The following is an 18780-nucleotide window of genomic DNA, read 5'->3' as shown; positions in this document are numbered from 1 at the left end:
TAGAAACTTGGAACATTATAAAAATTTGAGGTCTTTGACATCTGTTCTACGTATGTTTAACAGTGAGGAGAAGATAACTTCTCCCTACTGATATTAGCGTTCATTGACTGCAGTTATGATCCTATTAACTCCTTCTTCTAGTATTGCTCTTGGACAAGCGATATTCATACGCATAAATTGGCTGCCTTCTTTTCCATAGTTCATACCAGGATTTAGCCCTACCTTGGCTTTTTCAATCATAAATTTCCGTAAAGATGGACTATCCATTTTCAATCCACTGCAATTAATCCAAATCAAATAGGTTCCTTCGGAGTTAATGACTTTTAATTCCTTTGTGCGTGACTCCAGCATTTCGGTTACATAGTTTCGATGGTCATGTAATACGCTGATCAGCTCATCAAGCCAAGATTCGCCATGATTATATGCCGCTTCAAGAGCTGTGTTTCCCATTGTATTTAATGTATTTAGCCCCTGTTTTTTAAGGTGTTCTGTTAATTTTTTGTGTTTTGTTTGATTTTTAACAATCATGTAGGATGCCTGCAGACCAGCCAAATTGAATGTCTTAGAAGGAGACATGAATGTAATTGTCTGTTCTGCTATTTCATTAGATAATGAAGCAAAAGGAATATGATGATGATTCGGGTATACAAGATCCCCGTGAATTTCATCAGTCAAAATAATCACGTCATATTTTAAACATAATCGGGCGATTTCTTCTAATTCATCCCTTGTCCAAACACGACCGACTGGATTATGTGGTGAACATAATATAAATGCTTTTACACCTTGTTTTAGTTTATCCTCAAAGTCTTCAAAATCAATTTTGTAATAATTATTTTGTAAGACAAGGGGATTTTTGACCATTTCTCGATTATGTTGTTTTAACACATTAAAAAATGGTGTATAAACCGGGGTTTGAATTAGGACCTTATCATTTGGTTCTGTTAATGCTTGAATAGCTATATGTAAACTTGTTATTACACTAGGGCTGAAAGTTAGCCAATCGCGCTGTATTTGCCAATGATGTCGTCGTTTTATCCAATTCACAATAGAGTTTTTAACATCATGGTCAATCATTGTATAACCGTAAATTCCGTGTTTTACCCGCTTCATTAAAGCTTCATTTACAGCTTGCGGGGATTTAAAATCCATGTCAGCAACCCACATTGGCAGGACATCCTTCGTTTGGAATACGGATTTCAGCCCATCCCATTTTACTGAACGAGTATTTTTTCGCGCCTGAATGGTATCAAATACTCCCATTAACAATCCCTCCTCTTATCTTGTTACTTCTATTATAACGAAAAAAGTGAAAATGGATAAGAATTACTCTTCTGGGAGTGGGGTAATTCTACAAAAAAAAGCAAAGCGCAATGCGCTTTGCCCACAGGGGGAATACGAGAAAGTCTTACATTTATAGTTATTCCCAGAAGAAAATAAATTAAACATCTTTTTACATTTTTTTAATCCCTTTTAATTCAGTCGTTTTTCTAAATTCTCCTTTTCATTCTCAAACCCTGGTTTACCTAGTAAAGCAAACATATTTTTTTTATATGCCTCGACTCCTGGTTGATCAAAAGGGTTTACCCCTAATAAATATCCGCTCATTGCACATGCTTTTTCGAAAAAATAAACTAAATAGCCAAAGGTGAATGCATCCAGTTTAGGCAATTCTATAATTAAATTTGGAACGCCTCCATCTGTATGAGCGAGTAGTGTTCCTTGATACGCTTTGTCATTGATTTCATGAATGGTTTTTCCTACGAGGTAATTAAGTCCATCCGTATTCACGTCGTCTTCTTCGAGTGTTATTTGCATTTTTGATTCATTTACATGCAGCACTGTTTCAAAAAGATCACGACGACCATCTTGAATGTACTGACCCATGGAATGTAAATCAGTAGAAAAATTAGCTGCAGCAGGGAAAATTCCTTTATGATCCTTGCCTTCACTTTCTCCGAATAACTGTTTCCACCATTCTGCGAAATAATGCAGATGAGGTTCGTAATTAATTAGCATTTCGATTGTTTTTCCTTTATTATAAAGGATATTTCGGCATGCGGCATATTGATATGCTGGGTTTTTATCTAAAGAAGGTTCAGCTAAGTCAACCATCGCTTCTTTGGCTCCATGCATCATATCATCAATCTTGATTCCACTTACAGCGATTGGAAGTAAACCTACTGCTGTTAGTACGGAAAAGCGACCACCAACATCATCAGGAATAACAAACGTCTCATAACCTTCTTTATCCGCAACTGTTTTTAATGCACCTTTTCTTTTATCTGTAGTTGCATAAATACGCTTTTTTGCTTCTTCTTTTCCATATTTTTTTTCTATGTATTTTTGGAAAATACGTAAAGCCAGAGCGGGTTCGGTAGTTGTTCCGCTTTTTGATATAACATTAATGGAAACATCTTTATCTTCAAGCAGATCAAATAATTCGCTGACATAGGCAGTACTCATATGATGTCCTGCGAAAATTACTTGAGGGGACTTGCGTTTTTCTTTTGGCAGTAGGTTTTGAAATGAATGATTTAACATTTCAATAGCAGCACGTGCTCCAAGATAGGAACCACCTATTCCTATAACGAGTAAAACATCTGTGTCCTGTTTTATCTTTTCAGCAGATGCTTTAATCCGGGCAAATTCTTCTTTATTATATGTTTCAGGCAAATCAATCCAGCCTAAAAAATCATTGCCTGGTCCAGTTTTGTTATGTAAAGCGTCATGCGCAGTCTGTACAAAATTCTTCAAATTATCCATTTCCGATTGAGTAAAAAAAGGTAATGCTTTATCATACCTTAAAGAAACGTGCGTCATCTATAACACCCCTTTTATTATTGTTACATTTACTTTAAAGTAGTAAAGTGATTAAATCAAGAATGATAAAAATTAAAAAAGAGGTTTCTCAACCAACATTGCTCTATTTTAGTCAATGTTACCTGAGAAGCCCCTTTTAATTCTTAAATGTATTTTCACGTTCTTTTGATTGTTCAATCCATTCTTCAAGCTTTCCTTTGAGTGTGTTAAATCCTGTAGATTCAGTTTTTTGTTGTGTAGGTTTGCTTTTAGATGCAGATTTCGCATTATTATTTGCGGGTGCTTCCTCTGTAGCACGGATAGATAATGACATTTTATTTTTTTCTCCATCGATCGTTAAAATTTTTACTTTTACAGTATCGCCGATTGACAGATATTCATTAATATCTTTTACATAACCATGTGTTACTTCGGAAATATGAACCAATCCCTGTGTATCGTTATCTAAGGCAACAAAAGCTCCGTATGGTTGTAACCCAGTTACTTTTCCCTCTAAAACCTGACCACTCTCAAATTTATCTGTCATGATAAACAACTCCTATATCTATATTCAGTTTCTTTTCATACAAGTTAACATACTATCATAAATTAACTTTTTAAGCAAAAGTCTAGAATCATCAACGTTGTTTTACCAATGGGACAAAGTAACAACAATATCGTTTTGTTGCAAAAGTAAATCCGGAGAAGGGTTTAGTTTCCATTCTTCTTCTCGTATAATACCAAGAAAAATATGTCTGTTTTTAAAATATTGGAAGGATGCGTCCCTGACAGATTTGTGAATGAGGTGTTCAGGTACTTTAGTCTGGCGAAATTGCTGATGTGTTAAAAGTTGTAAAATAGCTTCAAAAGGATGTGCCTCTTTTTCATGAAATAATTCATGATACATTAGTAAACTCATGAAATCATTTGGCCGTAAAATGGTACTGGCACCAGCTCGTAGTGCATTATCAATTTGCATGGTAGAAAATATTTCAGTAATAATTGGTATTTGTGAATTATTCCCTCTTATAGCAACAGTAGTTAGAATCGTGTAATGATCTGGTTGATGTTCTTTTGTGAAAAAATCTGCTGTAATAACAACACAACTTGCTGTTTCAATATGTGCTTGGCGTAATGTATTATCTTCACTTGCATTCCCATGAATGAAATGTACAGGAACTTTTTGAAAAGGTAGATGTTTTAGGGTACGATCGATTAAAACAATATCAATATTGGGATTATGTTTTTCGGTCATTTCGATTAATTTTCGTGTTCGTTCGTTCCAACCGATGAAAATAATATGATCTTTTCCTTTATATTCAATTTTTCCTTTTGATAAATTACGCTCGTGATTGATAGTAGCAGCTGATAATGTTGTTATATAAAAGGTTAGTAAACCTCCCCCGGAAAGAATAAGGAAAATGCCTATTATTTTTCCCATAACGGTTAACGGCACATAATCGCCATAGCCAACGGTTGCTCCTGTTACAAAAGCCCACCAAACACCCTCAAATATAGTTGGGAATTCATCAGGCTCGATAATTCGAATAATAATGCCGAAAAAAAGCATAATAACTAAAATTGTAATTAGAAGTCTAAGAATAATGGGTAATCGAAAATAAATGTTTTTAAAAAATTCAATACTCATTACGCTCTCCTTATAGACATGAATGGTATTTTATTAGTATAGACAGAGGGTTAACAAAATTATACAATATGGATTTCAAAGTAATCAATATACTAGACGTTCGTTATTTTTAAACTTAAAATAAACAGTATTATAGAAAAAATTAGGAGGAATACGATTGAAACAATCAAACACTGAGTTTTTAATGGAGCTATTAAAAACTCCCTCACCTTCAAGTAATGAAATGGAAATTCAAAAAAAATGGATCAATTATGTTGAAAAATTTGCAGATGAAATCCGAACAGATAATGCGGGAAATGCAATAGGCGTGCTAAATCCTAATGCCTCTTTTAAAGTTTTGCTTGCAGGTCATTGTGATGAAATTGCACTTGTTATTAATCGCATAGATGATCATGGCTTTTTATATTTTGATAAAGTGGGGGGGATTAACCCTAAGGCAGCAGTGGGAATGAAGACAAGTGTACTTGGTTATAATAAAACAGTTACAGGTGTTATTGGAGTGAACGCTCAACATCATGGCGGATTAAAAAAAGATTTTGATCTAGAGGATTTATTTATTGATTGTGGATATCAATCAAAAGAGGAAGCGGAGAAATATGTTCAAATTGGGGATCTTGCCGTATATAAAAGAGAACCTGAAATATTAACAGACAGGTATGTGGCTGGACGTGGTTTAGATAACCGTACGGGCGCATTTATCATCGCAGAAATACTAAAAAGATTATCCAAAACGGACTGTACGGTTGGAGTTTATGCAGCAAGCACTGTAAATGAAGAGACAAATATGGGAGGTGCTTATTTTGCAGCTGCGGGTATTCAACCAACAATGGCAATCGCTTGTGATGTTACTTTTGCCACGGATTATCCGGGTGTAGATAAAAACAAGCATGGAGATGTAAAGTTGGAAAAGGGACCTGTACTTGCAAAAGGTGCTCCAATTAATATTAAAATAAATAAATTGTTAGAGCAGACTGCGAGGAAGCTGAAAATGAATATTCAATATGAATTAACTCCGAGAATGACTGGAACTGATGCAGATAAGATGCGCTTGACTGGTGTTGGTGTGCCAGTTTCATTAGTATCTTTACCCTTACGGTATATGCACTCCCCAGTTGAGACTGTAAGCTTAAAAGATATTGATGAAGAAATAGAATTACTTGTAGAGATGATATCTAATTTAACTGGAAAAGAAAGTCTCAATCCCTTAGATGATTAATCATCTGCTGTCTTTATAAAATTTTTATTGCAAATTGCACAAATACATGTATAATAATAGGTAACAATATTATATCGATTCCATCTTCGGGGCAGGGTGCAATTCCCGACCGACGGTAAAGGCAAGAACTTTGCTTAAGTCCGTGACCCACAAAGCATAAATATTCGCAGCGTGGTTGATCTGGTGTAAGTCCAGAACCGACAGTTAAAGTCTGGATGGGAGAAGATGTCGAGCTGAAAATGGTGTGAGAAAACACCTTTATTTTCCTATGACTTGTATACCCTAAAGCCCCGATTAGGCTTTGGGGTTTTTCATTTTGTAAAAGGAAATATGCTCATCCTTCATCACAAGACGAGATGGGAATCGATTAGATGAAGGGAGAGAATGGTGATGAAAAATACATCATCATCAAAATTAGTAAAACTGGTTATTTTAGCATTACTGGGAACAATTTCACTTATCTTATTTTTCTTGAATTTCCCGTTGCCATTTTTACCACCTTATTTAAAAATTGATTTTAGTGAGGTTCCGGCTTTAATGGCTGCTTTAATCTTCTCGCCGTTTGCTGGTGTAATCGTAGTCGCGATTAAAAACATCCTTTATCTGGCAGTGACAGGAGCAGCGGACCCAATAGGTGTGATTGCAAATATTATAGCAGGGGTTATGTTTGTCGTACCTGTTGCTATCCTATATCATAAATATAAAGGGGTAAAAAGCATCATTTCTGGATTAGTTTCCGGAACAATTATCATGGCAATTGGAATGAGTATCTTAAATTACTTGCTCATACTACCAGCATATGCATGGTTTATGGGCTGGGAAATGACTGATAAAGTAAAATGGCTTACTATAATCGGAGGAGTATTGCCATTTAATGCAATTAAAGGAATAGTAATTGGTCTTTTATTTGTGCCTTTATTCATTAAAATGCGCAGTTGGATTGAACAAAAGCAAACAAGCTTTGTATAGATAGATGTAAAAAGAAGCCAGTCCCATAAGGTGATAGGGATTGGCTTTTTTACTTGGTTTTCGTATTAATAAACAGGAGGATTATTCATGTGTTTAATTAACTTTCAATTGCATGATCACCCAATCTATAAATTAGTATTAGCAGCAAATCGCGACGAATTTTATGAACGTCCAACAATGCCAGCACATTTTTGGGAAGATAACCCAAACATACTGGCAGGACGTGATTTAAGGAGAATGGGCACTTGGCTTGGTGTGACAAAGAAAGGACGTATTGCTGCATTAACAAATTTTCGTGAAGCAGATCAGCAAAATACGAATAAAATTTCAAGGGGAGAACTTGTAAGTGCTTATTTGTCAGGAAACATGGGGCCCCAAAATTATCTCGAATCCATACAAAAAAACGCTAATAATTATTCCGGTTTTAACTTAATAGTAGGAAATCCGGATCATTTATTTTATTTAAGTAATAGACAAAATAAAATATTAGAGATTACTGCTGGCACACATGGATTAAGCAACCATTTCTTAGACACACCTTGGCCGAAAGTAGTTAAGGGAAAGGAAAAACTGAAAGAACATATAATGGAACAGGAAACGATAAATATAAACAAGCTATTTCAATTTTTGACTGATATGGAAGAAACAGAAGATATAAATTTACCAAATACTGGTGTAAATATAGAATTAGAACGAAAACTTTCACCCTTATTTATTAAAATACCTAATTATGGTACGCGTTCGTCTACGATTTTACTTGTGGATAAATCAAACCACCTGACATTTGTTGAACGTACATATAGTAAGGGAAAATTCCAATGTGACAATCAATTTACTTTTCAAATTGAACAAAGGTAAGCATCATGGGAAGATATAAAAAACACGCTTTATTTCTGAAGCGTGTTTTTGCTAAATCTATTTTTTTGGAACTACCCCAATCGTACATCTTGAAACACATATAAGCCTATCTTCTTCATCCGTTATTTTAATTTCCCAGACCATCGTCGTTTTACCAATGTGACTTGGTGTAGCTTTTGCAGTAACAATTCCATCTCGTTTACTTTTGATGTGATTGGCATTAATTTCTATACCAAAAACATTTGATATCTCTGGGTCAATGTTTAAGTAGGCACCTATACTAGCAGCACTTTCAGCAAGTGCAATACTAGCCCCGCCATGCAGATACCCAGCTGGCTGATGTGTACGTTCATCGACAGACATCGTCATTTCTACTAGATTTTTATCTAATGAAGCAATTTCAATCCCAAGTGCTTCCATTAATGTGTTTTTTAGATCCATCATGCATGCTCTCCTTTTTATATAAAGTGGCTAATAAGCAATGAAAGTCCAAGTAAGATACCATATAAAGTATTAGTTTTTCCTGTAGCAATCATTGCAGGTAGCATTTCAATAGGTTTTGTTTTTCCTTCGAAATTTTTTATTACATTTCGTGCCTTTATGCTACTAAGTATTACAACAATAGATAAAATAGGTAAAATACCAAGTATAATATAAAGAACGGTCAGGACGTAAGATGCAGTAAATAAAAATCCCATTAATTTAACCGCTTGTTTACGTCCGATTAAAATAGCAATTGTTTTACGTCCGTTTTGTTTATCTCCATCTAAATCACGAATATTATTGGCAAGCATAATGCTGGCGATAAATATAGCAACAGGGATAGAAATGAGTATAACATCAACGGTAACTGAGAGTGTCTGGATATAATAACTGATGCCGATAATAACTGTTCCCATAAAAAAGCCAGAAAATAGTTCCCCTAGGGGTGTGTAAGCAATTGGAAAGGGGCCCCCGGTGTATAAATATCCAAAAAGCATCGAGATAAGACCAATTACTGCGATCCACCAACTTGACTCCATGCATATATAAACACCAAGTAGTATGGCTATTCCAAAAAAGGTAAAAGCAAGGTTTAAGATTGTCTTTGGTGCGATACCATCACGAACAATGGTACCGCCGATTCCAACTGACTGTTCGTTATCCAAACCGCGAATAAAATCATAATACTCATTAAACATATTTGTAGCTGCCTGTATAAGAATAGAAGCTAGCAGCATAGCTAAAAATAACCTAATCTCTATTGTACCATCATTAAATGCAAACATGGTACCAACAAAAACAGGAACAAAAGAGGCTGTTAATGTATGTGGGCGTAGCAGACGCCACCAGATTTGAAAGCCTTCTTTTTCATTTAGGACTTCTTTTATATTTGTTTTATCTTGCATTATTGTTCTCCTCCTGAATTTTCGTCCATATCATTCTAAGTCTATGTAATTCTGTGAAGTGTGTCAATGAGCAAGTTAGACTAGCTAGGGAAAGACTTTCCTTGAGAAACCATTAAAAAGAGAATAAAATAGAGAAGGGTATTTTGCATCGTATGTTTAACGGAGGTTTATATTAGATGATTGAAATGAAGGAAGACCAAATAGAATTTCTGCTTAGTAAAGCGATTGATCAAGTGAAAACAAATGGAGAAATTCAGCTCGTTAGTTTTACCAAACAAGTAAATAGAATAGATCCTCTTGTATTTTTTGAAGCGGCAAAAATGTTAGAAAAAAATCGAATTTTTTGGTCTAGTACCGCTGATGATTTTTGCGTAGTCGGCGTCGGAAAGGCATATGATATTGTTGCAAACAAATCAAGATATAACGAAACCGAGAAAGAGTGGAATAAACTCTTACAAGAAGCAATCATTCATAATCCGTATGAGGTAGCAGGTACAGGTCTACTTGCACTAGGCGGTATGTCTTTTGATCCTAAACGAGAAAGATCCAGTTTATGGGAAAACTTCCAGCCAAGCCGATTTACGATACCAGAATTTTTATTAACCAAAAACAATAACACCACTTATTTTACAATTAATATTCAAGTAACGAAAAATGATCATCCAAAACAGATGCTGAGGGCATGTAAACAAGCTGAGAAGAAATTGTTTAATACTTTTATTAAAATCCCCCAGGGAGTTGGGATTAAGTCGAAGGAAGAAAAAAACCCTGAAGCGTGGAAGCACAGTGTTCGCCTTGCAAAGGAAAAGATTGAAAAGAATGAAGCAAAAAAAAATTGTGCTTGCAAGGGAATTACGCTTAGAACTAAAGAATAAAGCAGAAATCTCCGCTATTATAGATAAATTGATTAAAACACAAGCAACTAGTTATATTTTTGCGTTTGAAAACGGGAATGACTGTTTTATAGGTGCAACCCCAGAAAGATTAGTAAAACTGGAGAAAAACCAGTTGCTTTCCACATGTTTAGCAGGAACTGCACCTCGTGGAAATACGAAGGAAGAGGATACAAGAATAGGTATCTCACTTCTAGACGATGAAAAAAATAGAGAGGAACATGATTTTGTTGTAAAAATGATTAAGCGTGCAATAAATGATTATTGTACAGATATCGATATCCCGGGTAAGCCCGTTATTTATCCTTTAAAAAATTTACAACATTTATTTACACCTGTTATAGCAAAACTTAAGGATAAATACAGTATTTTTGACATTGTTAGAGAGCTACACCCTACTCCAGCGCTTGGAGGAACCCCGACAGAAGAATCATTAGCCTTTATTCGCGAACATGAGCAATTAGATCGCGGCTGGTATGGAGCGCCAATTGGCTGGCTGGACAGTAATCAAAATAGCGAATTCGCGGTTGCCATACGTTCTGGCCTTATAAAAGGGGATAAAGCATCCTTGTTTGCAGGATGTGGTGTAGTAAAGGACTCTGATATTGAAGCAGAATATGAAGAAACAAATATTAAGTTTCTGCCTATGCTATCCGTTTTAGGAGGATAAGGGAATGAACCATACGGAAAGATTAACACGGTATGTGGCGAATTTTGTCGATGAACTTGCCAAAAATGGATTATCAGACGTGGTGATTTCACCAGGGTCAAGGTCAACACCACTGGCTATGACATTAACAGAACATGAAGGAATAAACACTTGGATTCATATAGATGAGAGATCTGCCGCTTTTTTTGCATTGGGAATGGCAAAACAAACCAAGCATCCTGTCGCTATGGTATGTACCTCTGGAACTGCAGCTGCAAATTATTTTCCAGCTATTGTAGAAGCGTATTACAGTAGAGTTCCACTAGTCATTCTAACAGCGGATCGTCCGCATGAACTTCGAGACGTCGGTGCTCCGCAAGCAATAGAACAAATTAAATTGTACGGGGATTATGTTAAATGGTTTCATGAAATGGCATTACCTGAGGCTTCATCTAAGATGCTAAATTATGCCAGAAGTAAAGCGGCAAGGGCTCTTTATTTAGCACAAGAAGGGAATGCAGGACCAGTACATTTAAATTTTCCCCTCCGGGAACCGCTTGTTCCAGACTTTTCAATAAAACAATTGTGGGAGCAAGAAAAAGAGGACTCGTATCATCCTGCATACGTAGGTGAAAAGATATTAGACGAACCTCAATTAAAACAACTTCTTGATGATTTAAAAAACAAAAAAAGAGGTTTATTTGTATGTGGCCCTCAAGTAAGTGAAAGCCTTGCTGAAGCTATTACGACATTAGCATTAAGGTGGAATATACCTATTTTAGCTGACCCACTATCCCAAATTCGATCAGGAAAACATGATAAAAATCATATCATTGATGGGTATGATTCCTTTTTGCGTCATGAAGCGATTCGCAAGCAACTCGAACCTGATTTTATTATCCGCTTTGGGGCGATGCCAGTTTCAAAGGCATATCTTTTTTATGTGAAAGATCACCATCAAACAAAACAATTTATTGTGGAAGAAAATGAAGGGTTTCGTGAGCCAGCCGGCAATCAATCAACTTTTATTTTCGCTAACCCTATCTTGCTTTGTAAGGATTTAACCGTTGCATCAGAGGAGATAAATTGTGACCCACATTGGATAGGTCAGTGGAGAGAAATGAACACAATTGCTCAAAAAGAGTTATTCAGGTTAAAAGAAAAAAATGAGAAATTGACTGAAGGAGAAGCAATACGACTTTTATTTGAAGTTGTTCCTGAAGAAAGCACATTATACGTGGGAAATAGTATGGCTATTCGTGATGTGGATACCTTTTTCATGACGACATCTAAAACATTAAGACTTCTAGCAAATCGAGGGGCTAATGGGATAGATGGTATGGTCTCTAGCAGTCTTGGAGCCGCAGCCTCAGGCGAGCATATCACATTAGTGATAGGAGACTTGTCATTCTTTCATGATTTAAATGGTCTCTTGGTTGCGAAACATTACCAGCTTAATATAACGATTTTATTAATAAATAATAATGGTGGCGGGATATTTTCATTTCTGCCGCAAGCGGGTGACGATAAACATTTTGAAGCATTATTTGGAACTCCTATAGACATTGACTTTAAGCATGCAGTGACAATGTATGGAGGAAATTATTCTTGTGTGTTGAAGGAAGAGGAGTTAAGAATTGCACTCCATAAAAGTTACAAGCACAAAGGGATAAACATTATAGAAGTAAAAACAGATCGAACCGAAAATCTTAAATGGCATCAAAGTAAGTGGCGAGCAATAGAAAATGAAATTTTAAATCGTGAGTGGTGAAATATTTTGTATTTTAAAATAGAAGATGCGAAATATTGGTATGAAATTGATGGAAATGGTCCGCCTGTTGTCTTATTCCATGGATTTACCGGCAGCACATCTACGTGGTATTCGGTAATTCCCGTTTTGAAGGAACACTTTCAAATTATTACGGTCGACTTGCCGGGCCATGGTAAAACAAGAACACAATCTCCTAGAACAATGGAGGCTTGTTGTTTTGACATAAAGCAATTGTTATTTCATTTAAAACTTTCTGAGGTTCATCTCGTAGGGTATTCAATGGGAGGTAGAACTGCGTTATCTTTTGCAATGTTTTACCCTGAAATGGTTACTTCATTATGTTTGGAAAGTTCTTCTCCGGGGTTAAATTCTACAGAAGAGCGTATGAATAGGGCTGCAAATGATGAAAAACTCGCAAGCAAAATAGAGCAAGATGGATTAATAGCATTTGTTCATTACTGGGAAAATATCCCGCTTTTCCACACTCAAAAAAGATTATCAGCAGTAGTCCAGCAATCCATTCGACAAGAACGATTAGCGCAGACGGAAGAGGGTTTAGCCCGATCTTTAAGATACATGGGAAACGGAAAACAACCTTCCTGGTGGTCGGAGTTAACTAGATTTGAGAAGCCAGTATTATTAGTTGTAGGCAGTGACGATCAAAAATTTATTCAAATTAATAAAAGGATGAAAAAACGTATTAAATCAAGTGATCTAGTGATTGTTGATAATTCAGGGCATGCAATTCATGTGGAACAACCTAAAATATTTGGTAAAATAGTAACTGCGTTTATTTTAAAAATAAATTCATTGTAATTACATAAGGAGGATTTCTATGACAGTCGAGTGGAAACAAGCAAGAGAGTATCAAGAAATTATTTATGAAAAATATAATGGAATCGCGAAGGTAACAATGAATCGTCCTGAAAAACATAATGCCTTTACTCCATTAACTGTAAATGAAATGATTGATGCTTTTGCTGATGCGAGGGATGACTCATCCATTGGTGTAATTATTCTGGCTGGAGCTGGAGATAAAGCTTTTTGCTCAGGCGGAGATCAAACTGTAAGAGGTCATGGTGGATACGTAGGGGAAGATCAAGTTCCGCGTTTAAATGTATTAGACCTACAGCGACTAATTCGAACGATACCAAAGCCAGTTGTCGCGATGGTATCAGGCTATGCTATAGGTGGAGGACATGTACTGCATGTTGTATGTGACCTAACGATTGCAGCGGAAAATGCTGTATTTGGACAAACAGGTCCAAAAGTCGGCAGCTTTGATGCTGGATATGGGGCAGGATATCTCGCACGCATGGTTGGACATAAACGTGCACGCGAAATCTGGTATTTATGCCGCCAGTACAATGCTGAGGAAGCATATGAAATGGGCATGGTAAATACTGTTGTTCCATTAGAAAAGTTGGAAGAAGAAACACTTCAGTGGTGTGAAGAGATGTTACAAAAATCACCAACAGCCCTTCGTTTCTTGAAGGCATCATTTAATGCAGATACGGATGGTTTAGCAGGTTTGCAGCAAATTGGTGGAGATGCAACGCTTCTTTATTATACAACGGACGAAGCAAAAGAAGGACGAGATGCGTTTAAAGAAAAAAGAAAACCGGATTTCAAGCAATTTCCGCGCTTTCCTTAATCTATATTTTTCAAAAGAGGCTTTCTTAGGAAGCATATGGTTGACCCCCTCTAAAGTATTTTACATAGAGGGGGTCAACTCATTAGGAAAAGCCTCTTTTCAATTACGTAAGGAGGCTTTATAAGTGATGACTGAAACGATACCACATTGGTTAAGTAAAAGAGCAGAACTATCACCTGATCAAACTGCAATAGAATTGCCAGATGGTTATCATATGACATTTTTAGAATTGGCTTCTGCAAGTCAAACATTTGCGAAAAAATTAGCTGAAAATGGAGTGAAAGAAGGTTCTCACATCGGAATTCTATCTAATAACAGTATAGATATGGTGATTACTATTCATGCGTTAAGTTATCTGGGAGCTGTTTCGGTTATGCTGAATACCAGATTAAAAGAGGAAGAATTAAATTACCAAGTGAAAGATGCAGATGTATCCTTCATCATTGTCAGCGATGAAATGGAAAATAGAATCAGAAAAATGAAATTTCCCGTTTCTGTTTTGATTAACACATTTTCCCAAATAGAACAATCAACAGAGAAAAATACCGAATTAAAAACAGAAATAAATATAGATAATGTATTTACAATTATCTATACATCTGGTACTACAGGTTTTCCGAAAGGTGTTATGCATACATATGGAAATCATTGGTGGAGTGCAATCGGTTCTGCATTAAATCTAGGGTTATCTGAAAATGATAAATGGTTAGCGACATTACCAATTTTTCATGTAGGCGGATTATCCATTTTTATCCGCAGTGTCATTTATGGTATACCCGTTTATTTACTGGAAAAGTATGATCCAGCATTAATTCATGAAGCTATTATGAAAAAAGATGTTACCATTGTTTCTGTTGTAACGATTATGCTCAAGGAATTAGTTCAATTACTTGGAAATAACCATTATCCAACTGCATTTCGTTGTATGTTGCTTGGAGGGGGTCCGGCTCCAAAGCCGTTATTAAATCAAGCAAAAGCAAGAAGAATACCAGTATTTCAATCATACGGCATGACAGAAACTTCGTCACAAATAGTTACCTTGAGTCCAAAAAATGCATTAGAGAAGATAGGTTCTGCAGGAAAGCCTCTGTTTCCAGCACAGTTAAAAATTGGTAATAACAAGGGCGAACATGTTGGGGAAATTTATGTAAAAGGTCCAATGGTTGCGTCGGGATATTATAAAAATGAGACCGCTACTCAAAAAGCTTTACGTAACGGTTGGCTAGCTACAGGAGATCTTGGTTATGTAGATAATGAAGGATTTTTATACGTCGTTGATCGCAGGAATGATTTAATTATTTCTGGTGGAGAAAATATATACCCTTCTGAAATTGAAAGTGTACTTGCAGGTATGGAACAAATACATGAAATTGGTGTCGTTGGAAAAAATGATGTGAAATGGGGACAAGTTCCAGTAGCTTTTGTCGTGAAAAATGAGGAACATGTAACTTCAGAAGACATTGTCAATTATGCAAAAAATGCTTTAGCGAATTACAAAATTCCAAAAGAGTTTTATTTTGTAGCATCCTTACCTAAAAATGCTTCGAATAAGCTATTGAGGAATAAGTTAATAGAGCGATTAGAAAAACGTAACAAATGACGTATTTTGTTATTTTTCATTAAAATTTGTATAATTATAGTTTAAATCCTTCTGCATGGTACCGACCCCCGAAAGTTAGTTTTCTACTCTAGCTTACGGGGGTCGGTACCTTTAATGAGTGCTCTTTTTAAAAAAATTTAAAATCCATACATGCTTCTGCTTTTTTGAGCCAAATTAAAAGTAGGAGGTGCTGTATGGAAAGAAAAAGATATTATGTAAACGTAGGTACACATGAGATTTCTCAAATACCTTATGGAAATAATAGCATTTTTACCATTTATGCAACAGATGAAGAAATTAGTATATTACGAGCTAAAATGGATAATATGCACGGAGCTGGTATAAGATCTTTTTTTAGAGCACATGTACCGATTCTGGCATATCATAAGGATAAGTCGAACGATGATTATGATTTTGGTTTAAATGAAGCCTTACAGCTTATTTATGGACTAGGTGATGAACAAACAAAAGCGCACATCGAAAGTATGAATGTTTTAAAAAATGATTATATGTAAAGAACGAAAGAATAAGATGGGAAGCTATCTTATTCTTTTGTATGTAAAGTTGTTTATCCTTTTGGAATTGAAGGAATATTATAAGTAGGACAGGCTTATATATAAATTCTAAGGGGGAACTTTACGATGAGAACACATAAAGCAAAGTATTTATTATGGATGTTATGTTCTGCCATTTTATTTTCCTTATTCATTTTTCAAACAAATAATCTGAAAATAATATCTGCAAAAAATGTTCATAGCATAACACAAGAGGAAGAAGATCAATCATTGTCCCATGAACAAATCGCTTCATTAACTGATCAATTTATGGATAAATTAATACAAAAAACGAAAAATAATAAAGTATTAGAATATGATACAAAAGAAGGGTTAACACACGCTTTTAATCAAATAGCAACAAGCAGTGTTGTGTCAACATATATAGAATATTATTATCATGAGAAACAGGATGGTTTGTACCTAAAAACAACTGCAAAACCGCCTTGGTTTAATAAAGAAAATGATTATGATATGGTACAATTAGAGAGTAATAAAGTGAAGGTGAAGCAAGTAAATGATTCTGCTTTGTATGGCACCTATACGATTGTATATGAATTTACAAGAAATAAATCATGGAAAATAACGGATATTACACATTTATAGTATGAGAATAAGAATATGAAAATGAGGCAGCTGGAACATGTATACTTTTAGAGATTACTACCATAACGAAGTGAATCTTTCATTTAATGATCATCCTTTTTCAAAAAAACCAAAACATGTATGGGTTATTTGCAGACATAAGGATAAATGGCTCTTAACAAAGCATAAAGAGCGAGGACTTGAATTCCCAGGAGGAAGGTAGAGGAAGGTGAAACAGCTAAACAAGCAGCCATTCGTGAAGTGAAAGAAGAAACGGGTGCTAAAATTAAAAGGATTAATTATATTGGACAATATTTTGTTTCTGGAAAAAGTGGCAGTATTATAAAAAATGTTTATTACGCTGAAATTGATGAGATCATTGACCAAGAAAATTATTTCGAAACGGAAGGACCAAAAATGATGAACAATATACCATCGAATATAAAACATAATAACCTTTACAGTTTTATTATGAAAGATGGTGTTTTACCACATTCATTGAAATATATAAAAGAAAATTTTCAACATAAGCATCGTCTATTATAATGAGATATAGACGATGCTTATATTTTTGAGCTATTCATGTGTATGTTTGATCAGCCAACTTTCTATTTTTTCAACTATTTTGTACATAATTGCTGCAAAAATGGCAATGAGTAATAAACTGGACATTACCAATGAAAAATCAAACACTTGGAATCCGTAAATAATTAAATAGCCTAAACCTTCTTTAGCGACAAGAAATTCACCAACAATAATACCAACCCATGAAAGACCGACATTTACTTTAAGAGTGGAAATCATCGCCGGTAATGTAGCAGGAAACACTGCTTCTTTAAAACATTGCCATCGCGTAGCACCAAAACTTTTTAAAACCTTCTCATAGTTTGGATCGACTTCTCTAAAAGCTGAATAAACAACTAGTGTGGTTATAATAACGGATACGATTGCTCCCATAATGATTATAGAAAAATAGCCAGGTCCTAGTGCTACAATAATAATTGGCCCTAAAGCGACCTTTGGCATAGCATTCATAATAACAAGATAGGGATCCATGATTCTTGAAAATCTGATGGATGCCCATAAGGATGTAGCAATGATAATACCTGCAATCGTCCCTATAATAAATCCTAATATTGTTTCAAATAGCGTAACTTGCAAGTGAATGAGCATCGAGCCGTCTGCAAATTTATCCATCATTAAACCAATTATTTTACTTGGTGAACTAAATATTAATGGATCTATCCAGTATAAGCTGCTTGCTAATTCCCAAACAGAAAAAAAACCAATAAAAATGATTAGTTGCCATGTTATAACGATTTTCTTTTCACGTTTTTGTTTATTTTTATATTGTTGAAAGAGGTGATTATCAGAATTTTGTTTCATCGTTCTTTGCCCCTCCCATCGATTTTAAAGAAGTGCTCTCTGTTTTATTTAATTCATCCCAAACTTTATCAAAAAGCATTTGATATTTTGGATGTCTTCGGACGAAAAAGGGGGTTTCATTTCGTAATTCAACCGGCACCTCGAATGTTTTAGCAATGTTGCCAGGATTAGCATTCATAACAAGAATGCGGTCACTCATGGAAATAGCCTCACCAATATCATGTGTTACTAAGATGGCGGTTTTGTGATAGCTTTTTAACAGCTTTGATACTAAGTTTTCCAATTTCAATTTTGTTAAGTAATCAAGTGCAGAAAAAGGCTCATCAAGCAATAAAATTTCCGGATTCGTTATTAATGTTCGAACTAAGGCTACTCGTTGCCGCATGCCACCGGACAGAGAATCCGGAAATTCCTTTTCTATATCTGTTAAGCCAACTTCCTTTAGTAGCTTTTTTGCCTGACTCATTTTATACTCTGATTTATCCTTACGTATTTTTGGCCCTATTAAACAGTTTTCTATAATGGTCTTCCAAGGAAACAAGTAATCCTGCTGCAGCATATATCCAATAGGCAGTTCAGACTCCTCTAGAGGTCTTTGTTTTAATAAAACCTTTCCAGAAGTGTGTTTCATAATTCCAGCAATAATAGAAAGAATCGTTGATTTTCCACAACCACTCGGGCCAAGGATTGAAATGAATTCCCCTTCCTTAAGATTAAAAGAAATATTACTTAAGGCTTTTGTAAAACTATTCTTTGTGAAATAGTGATGTGATACGTTTTCGAGGGTAAGAAATGACATATGGTTTT

The 18780-nt window shown here is 35.3% G+C and carries 19 protein-coding genes, 1 pseudogene and 1 riboswitch; of the genes and pseudogenes, 12 read left to right on the top strand and 8 right to left on the bottom strand.

Features of this window, described 5'->3' with window-relative positions; all coding sequences use genetic code 11:
* Positions 1–93: 93 nt before the first annotated feature.
* From GZ63_RS0112115 to GZ63_RS0112100, 4 genes are all read right to left on the bottom strand, one after another.
* A complete protein-coding gene (locus GZ63_RS0112115; RefSeq protein ID WP_029269908.1) occupies positions 94–1263 on the bottom strand; it encodes a MalY/PatB family protein in 1170 nt (389 codons plus the stop codon).
* A gap of 210 nt (positions 1264–1473) precedes the next feature.
* The gene (locus GZ63_RS0112110; protein ID WP_029269906.1) at positions 1474–2823 is read right to left on the bottom strand and encodes a glucose-6-phosphate isomerase; all 1350 of its coding nucleotides are present in this window, start codon (positions 2821–2823) and stop codon (positions 1474–1476) included.
* A 136-nt stretch (positions 2824–2959) separates the two neighbouring features.
* On the bottom strand, positions 2960–3349 hold the full coding sequence (gene yugI, locus GZ63_RS0112105) for a S1 domain-containing post-transcriptional regulator GSP13 (protein WP_029269904.1): 390 nt from the start codon (positions 3347–3349) through the stop codon (positions 2960–2962).
* Positions 3350–3451: 102 nt separating this feature from the next.
* Positions 3452–4450, bottom strand: a complete 999-nt coding sequence (locus tag GZ63_RS0112100; protein WP_029269902.1) for a potassium channel family protein — start codon at positions 4448–4450, stop codon at positions 3452–3454.
* 184 nt (positions 4451–4634) lie between these two features.
* On the opposite strand from GZ63_RS0112100, the gene GZ63_RS0112095 reads away from it, so the two are divergent.
* The 3 genes from GZ63_RS0112095 (at position 4635) to GZ63_RS0112085 (ending at position 7493) form a co-directional block, all read left to right on the top strand.
* Positions 4635–5666: a M20/M25/M40 family metallo-hydrolase gene (locus tag GZ63_RS0112095; protein WP_390337259.1), complete on the top strand. Its 1032-nt coding sequence runs from the start codon at positions 4635–4637 to the stop codon at positions 5664–5666.
* Between the two features lie 78 nt (positions 5667–5744).
* Positions 5745–5897, top strand: a riboswitch (FMN riboswitch).
* A 159-nt stretch (positions 5898–6056) separates the two neighbouring features.
* Positions 6057–6635: an ECF transporter S component gene (locus GZ63_RS0112090; protein ID WP_029269898.1), complete on the top strand. Its 579-nt coding sequence runs from the start codon at positions 6057–6059 to the stop codon at positions 6633–6635.
* 87 nt (positions 6636–6722) lie between these two features.
* Positions 6723–7493, top strand: coding sequence for an NRDE family protein (locus tag GZ63_RS0112085; protein WP_029269896.1), 771 nt, complete (start codon positions 6723–6725; stop codon positions 7491–7493).
* Between the two features lie 57 nt (positions 7494–7550).
* Here GZ63_RS0112085 and GZ63_RS0112080 read toward each other — a convergent pair whose 3' ends face one another.
* Together GZ63_RS0112080 and GZ63_RS0112075 are read right to left on the bottom strand one after the other, a co-directional pair.
* Positions 7551–7934: a hotdog fold thioesterase gene (locus GZ63_RS0112080; protein ID WP_029269894.1), complete on the bottom strand. Its 384-nt coding sequence runs from the start codon at positions 7932–7934 to the stop codon at positions 7551–7553.
* A 17-nt stretch (positions 7935–7951) separates the two neighbouring features.
* The gene (locus GZ63_RS0112075; RefSeq protein WP_029269892.1) at positions 7952–8881 is read right to left on the bottom strand and encodes a 1,4-dihydroxy-2-naphthoate polyprenyltransferase; all 930 of its coding nucleotides are present in this window, start codon (positions 8879–8881) and stop codon (positions 7952–7954) included.
* 176 nt (positions 8882–9057) lie between these two features.
* On the opposite strand from GZ63_RS0112075, the gene GZ63_RS18450 reads away from it, so the two are divergent.
* From GZ63_RS18450 to ytkD, 9 genes and pseudogenes are all read left to right on the top strand, one after another.
* Positions 9058–9756, top strand: coding sequence for a hypothetical protein (locus tag GZ63_RS18450; protein WP_226374403.1), 699 nt, complete (start codon positions 9058–9060; stop codon positions 9754–9756).
* A complete protein-coding gene (locus tag GZ63_RS18445) occupies positions 9701–10444 on the top strand; it encodes an isochorismate synthase (protein ID WP_226374402.1) in 744 nt (247 codons plus the stop codon). The genes GZ63_RS18450 and GZ63_RS18445 overlap by 56 nt, the downstream gene beginning before the upstream one ends.
* Positions 10445–10448: 4 nt before the next feature.
* Positions 10449–12194, top strand: coding sequence for a 2-succinyl-5-enolpyruvyl-6-hydroxy-3-cyclohexene-1-carboxylic-acid synthase (gene menD, locus GZ63_RS0112065; RefSeq protein WP_029269890.1), 1746 nt, complete (start codon positions 10449–10451; stop codon positions 12192–12194).
* Between the two features lie 6 nt (positions 12195–12200).
* The gene (gene menH / locus GZ63_RS0112060; protein WP_029269888.1) at positions 12201–13010 is read left to right on the top strand and encodes a 2-succinyl-6-hydroxy-2,4-cyclohexadiene-1-carboxylate synthase; all 810 of its coding nucleotides are present in this window, start codon (positions 12201–12203) and stop codon (positions 13008–13010) included.
* 19 nt (positions 13011–13029) lie between these two features.
* Complete coding sequence (gene menB / locus GZ63_RS0112055; RefSeq protein ID WP_029269886.1) at positions 13030–13848, top strand: 1,4-dihydroxy-2-naphthoyl-CoA synthase; 819 nt, start codon at positions 13030–13032, stop codon at positions 13846–13848.
* Between the two features lie 127 nt (positions 13849–13975).
* Positions 13976–15448 (top strand): o-succinylbenzoate--CoA ligase, encoded by a 1473-nt coding sequence (locus tag GZ63_RS0112050; RefSeq protein ID WP_029269884.1) that lies wholly within the window; start codon positions 13976–13978, stop codon positions 15446–15448.
* A gap of 194 nt (positions 15449–15642) precedes the next feature.
* Positions 15643–15963 carry a hypothetical protein gene (locus tag GZ63_RS0112045; protein WP_029269882.1) on the top strand — a complete coding sequence of 107 codons (321 nt, stop codon included), beginning with the start codon at positions 15643–15645 and terminating at the stop codon, positions 15961–15963.
* 126 nt (positions 15964–16089) lie between these two features.
* Positions 16090–16608 carry a hypothetical protein gene (locus GZ63_RS0112040; protein ID WP_051681487.1) on the top strand — a complete coding sequence of 173 codons (519 nt, stop codon included), beginning with the start codon at positions 16090–16092 and terminating at the stop codon, positions 16606–16608.
* A 37-nt stretch (positions 16609–16645) separates the two neighbouring features.
* A pseudogene (gene ytkD, locus GZ63_RS16770) lies at positions 16646–17133 on the top strand (RNA deprotection pyrophosphohydrolase).
* A gap of 30 nt (positions 17134–17163) precedes the next feature.
* On the opposite strand, the gene GZ63_RS0112030 reads toward ytkD, so the two are convergent.
* Together GZ63_RS0112030 and GZ63_RS0112025 are read right to left on the bottom strand one after the other, a co-directional pair.
* Positions 17164–17973 (bottom strand): ABC transporter permease, encoded by an 810-nt coding sequence (locus GZ63_RS0112030; RefSeq protein ID WP_029269878.1) that lies wholly within the window; start codon positions 17971–17973, stop codon positions 17164–17166.
* Positions 17957–18772: an ABC transporter ATP-binding protein gene (locus tag GZ63_RS0112025; RefSeq protein ID WP_029269876.1), complete on the bottom strand. Its 816-nt coding sequence runs from the start codon at positions 18770–18772 to the stop codon at positions 17957–17959. Before GZ63_RS0112025 ends, GZ63_RS0112030 begins: the two co-directional genes overlap by 17 nt.
* Positions 18773–18780: the final 8 nt, after the last annotated feature.

Source organism: Virgibacillus alimentarius, assembly GCF_000709085.1.
Taxonomy (GTDB): domain Bacteria; phylum Bacillota; class Bacilli; order Bacillales; family Amphibacillaceae; genus Virgibacillus_B; species Virgibacillus_B alimentarius.
Note: the sequence above shows the minus strand (reverse complement) of the source record. Positions and strands in the feature narration are given on the sequence as shown.

Excerpts from the sequence above, each read along its gene's own strand:
- menD (WP_029269890.1), top strand. The coding sequence starts at position 10,449 with ATGAACCATACGGAAAGATTAACACGGTATGTGGCGAATTTTGTCGAT.
- menB (WP_029269886.1), top strand. The coding sequence starts at position 13,030 with ATGACAGTCGAGTGGAAACAAGCAAGAGAGTATCAAGAAATTATTTAT.
- GZ63_RS0112115 (WP_029269908.1), bottom strand. The coding sequence starts at position 1,263 with ATGGGAGTATTTGATACCATTCAGGCGCGAAAAAATACTCGTTCAGTA.
- GZ63_RS0112095 (WP_390337259.1), top strand. The coding sequence starts at position 4,635 with ATGGAGCTATTAAAAACTCCCTCACCTTCAAGTAATGAAATGGAAATT.
- GZ63_RS0112025 (WP_029269876.1), bottom strand. The coding sequence starts at position 18,772 with ATGTCATTTCTTACCCTCGAAAACGTATCACATCACTATTTCACAAAG.
- GZ63_RS18445 (WP_226374402.1), top strand. The coding sequence starts at position 9,701 with ATGAAGCAAAAAAAAATTGTGCTTGCAAGGGAATTACGCTTAGAACTA.
- GZ63_RS0112080 (WP_029269894.1), bottom strand. The coding sequence starts at position 7,934 with ATGGATCTAAAAAACACATTAATGGAAGCACTTGGGATTGAAATTGCT.
- GZ63_RS0112045 (WP_029269882.1), top strand. The coding sequence starts at position 15,643 with ATGGAAAGAAAAAGATATTATGTAAACGTAGGTACACATGAGATTTCT.
- GZ63_RS0112110 (WP_029269906.1), bottom strand. The coding sequence starts at position 2,823 with ATGACGCACGTTTCTTTAAGGTATGATAAAGCATTACCTTTTTTTACT.
- GZ63_RS0112030 (WP_029269878.1), bottom strand. The coding sequence starts at position 17,973 with ATGAAACAAAATTCTGATAATCACCTCTTTCAACAATATAAAAATAAA.
- GZ63_RS18450 (WP_226374403.1), top strand. The coding sequence starts at position 9,058 with ATGATTGAAATGAAGGAAGACCAAATAGAATTTCTGCTTAGTAAAGCG.
- GZ63_RS0112075 (WP_029269892.1), bottom strand. The coding sequence starts at position 8,881 with ATGCAAGATAAAACAAATATAAAAGAAGTCCTAAATGAAAAAGAAGGC.
- GZ63_RS0112040 (WP_051681487.1), top strand. The coding sequence starts at position 16,090 with ATGAGAACACATAAAGCAAAGTATTTATTATGGATGTTATGTTCTGCC.
- GZ63_RS0112090 (WP_029269898.1), top strand. The coding sequence starts at position 6,057 with ATGAAAAATACATCATCATCAAAATTAGTAAAACTGGTTATTTTAGCA.
- GZ63_RS0112050 (WP_029269884.1), top strand. The coding sequence starts at position 13,976 with ATGACTGAAACGATACCACATTGGTTAAGTAAAAGAGCAGAACTATCA.
- yugI (WP_029269904.1), bottom strand. The coding sequence starts at position 3,349 with ATGACAGATAAATTTGAGAGTGGTCAGGTTTTAGAGGGAAAAGTAACT.
- GZ63_RS0112085 (WP_029269896.1), top strand. The coding sequence starts at position 6,723 with ATGTGTTTAATTAACTTTCAATTGCATGATCACCCAATCTATAAATTA.
- GZ63_RS0112100 (WP_029269902.1), bottom strand. The coding sequence starts at position 4,450 with ATGAGTATTGAATTTTTTAAAAACATTTATTTTCGATTACCCATTATT.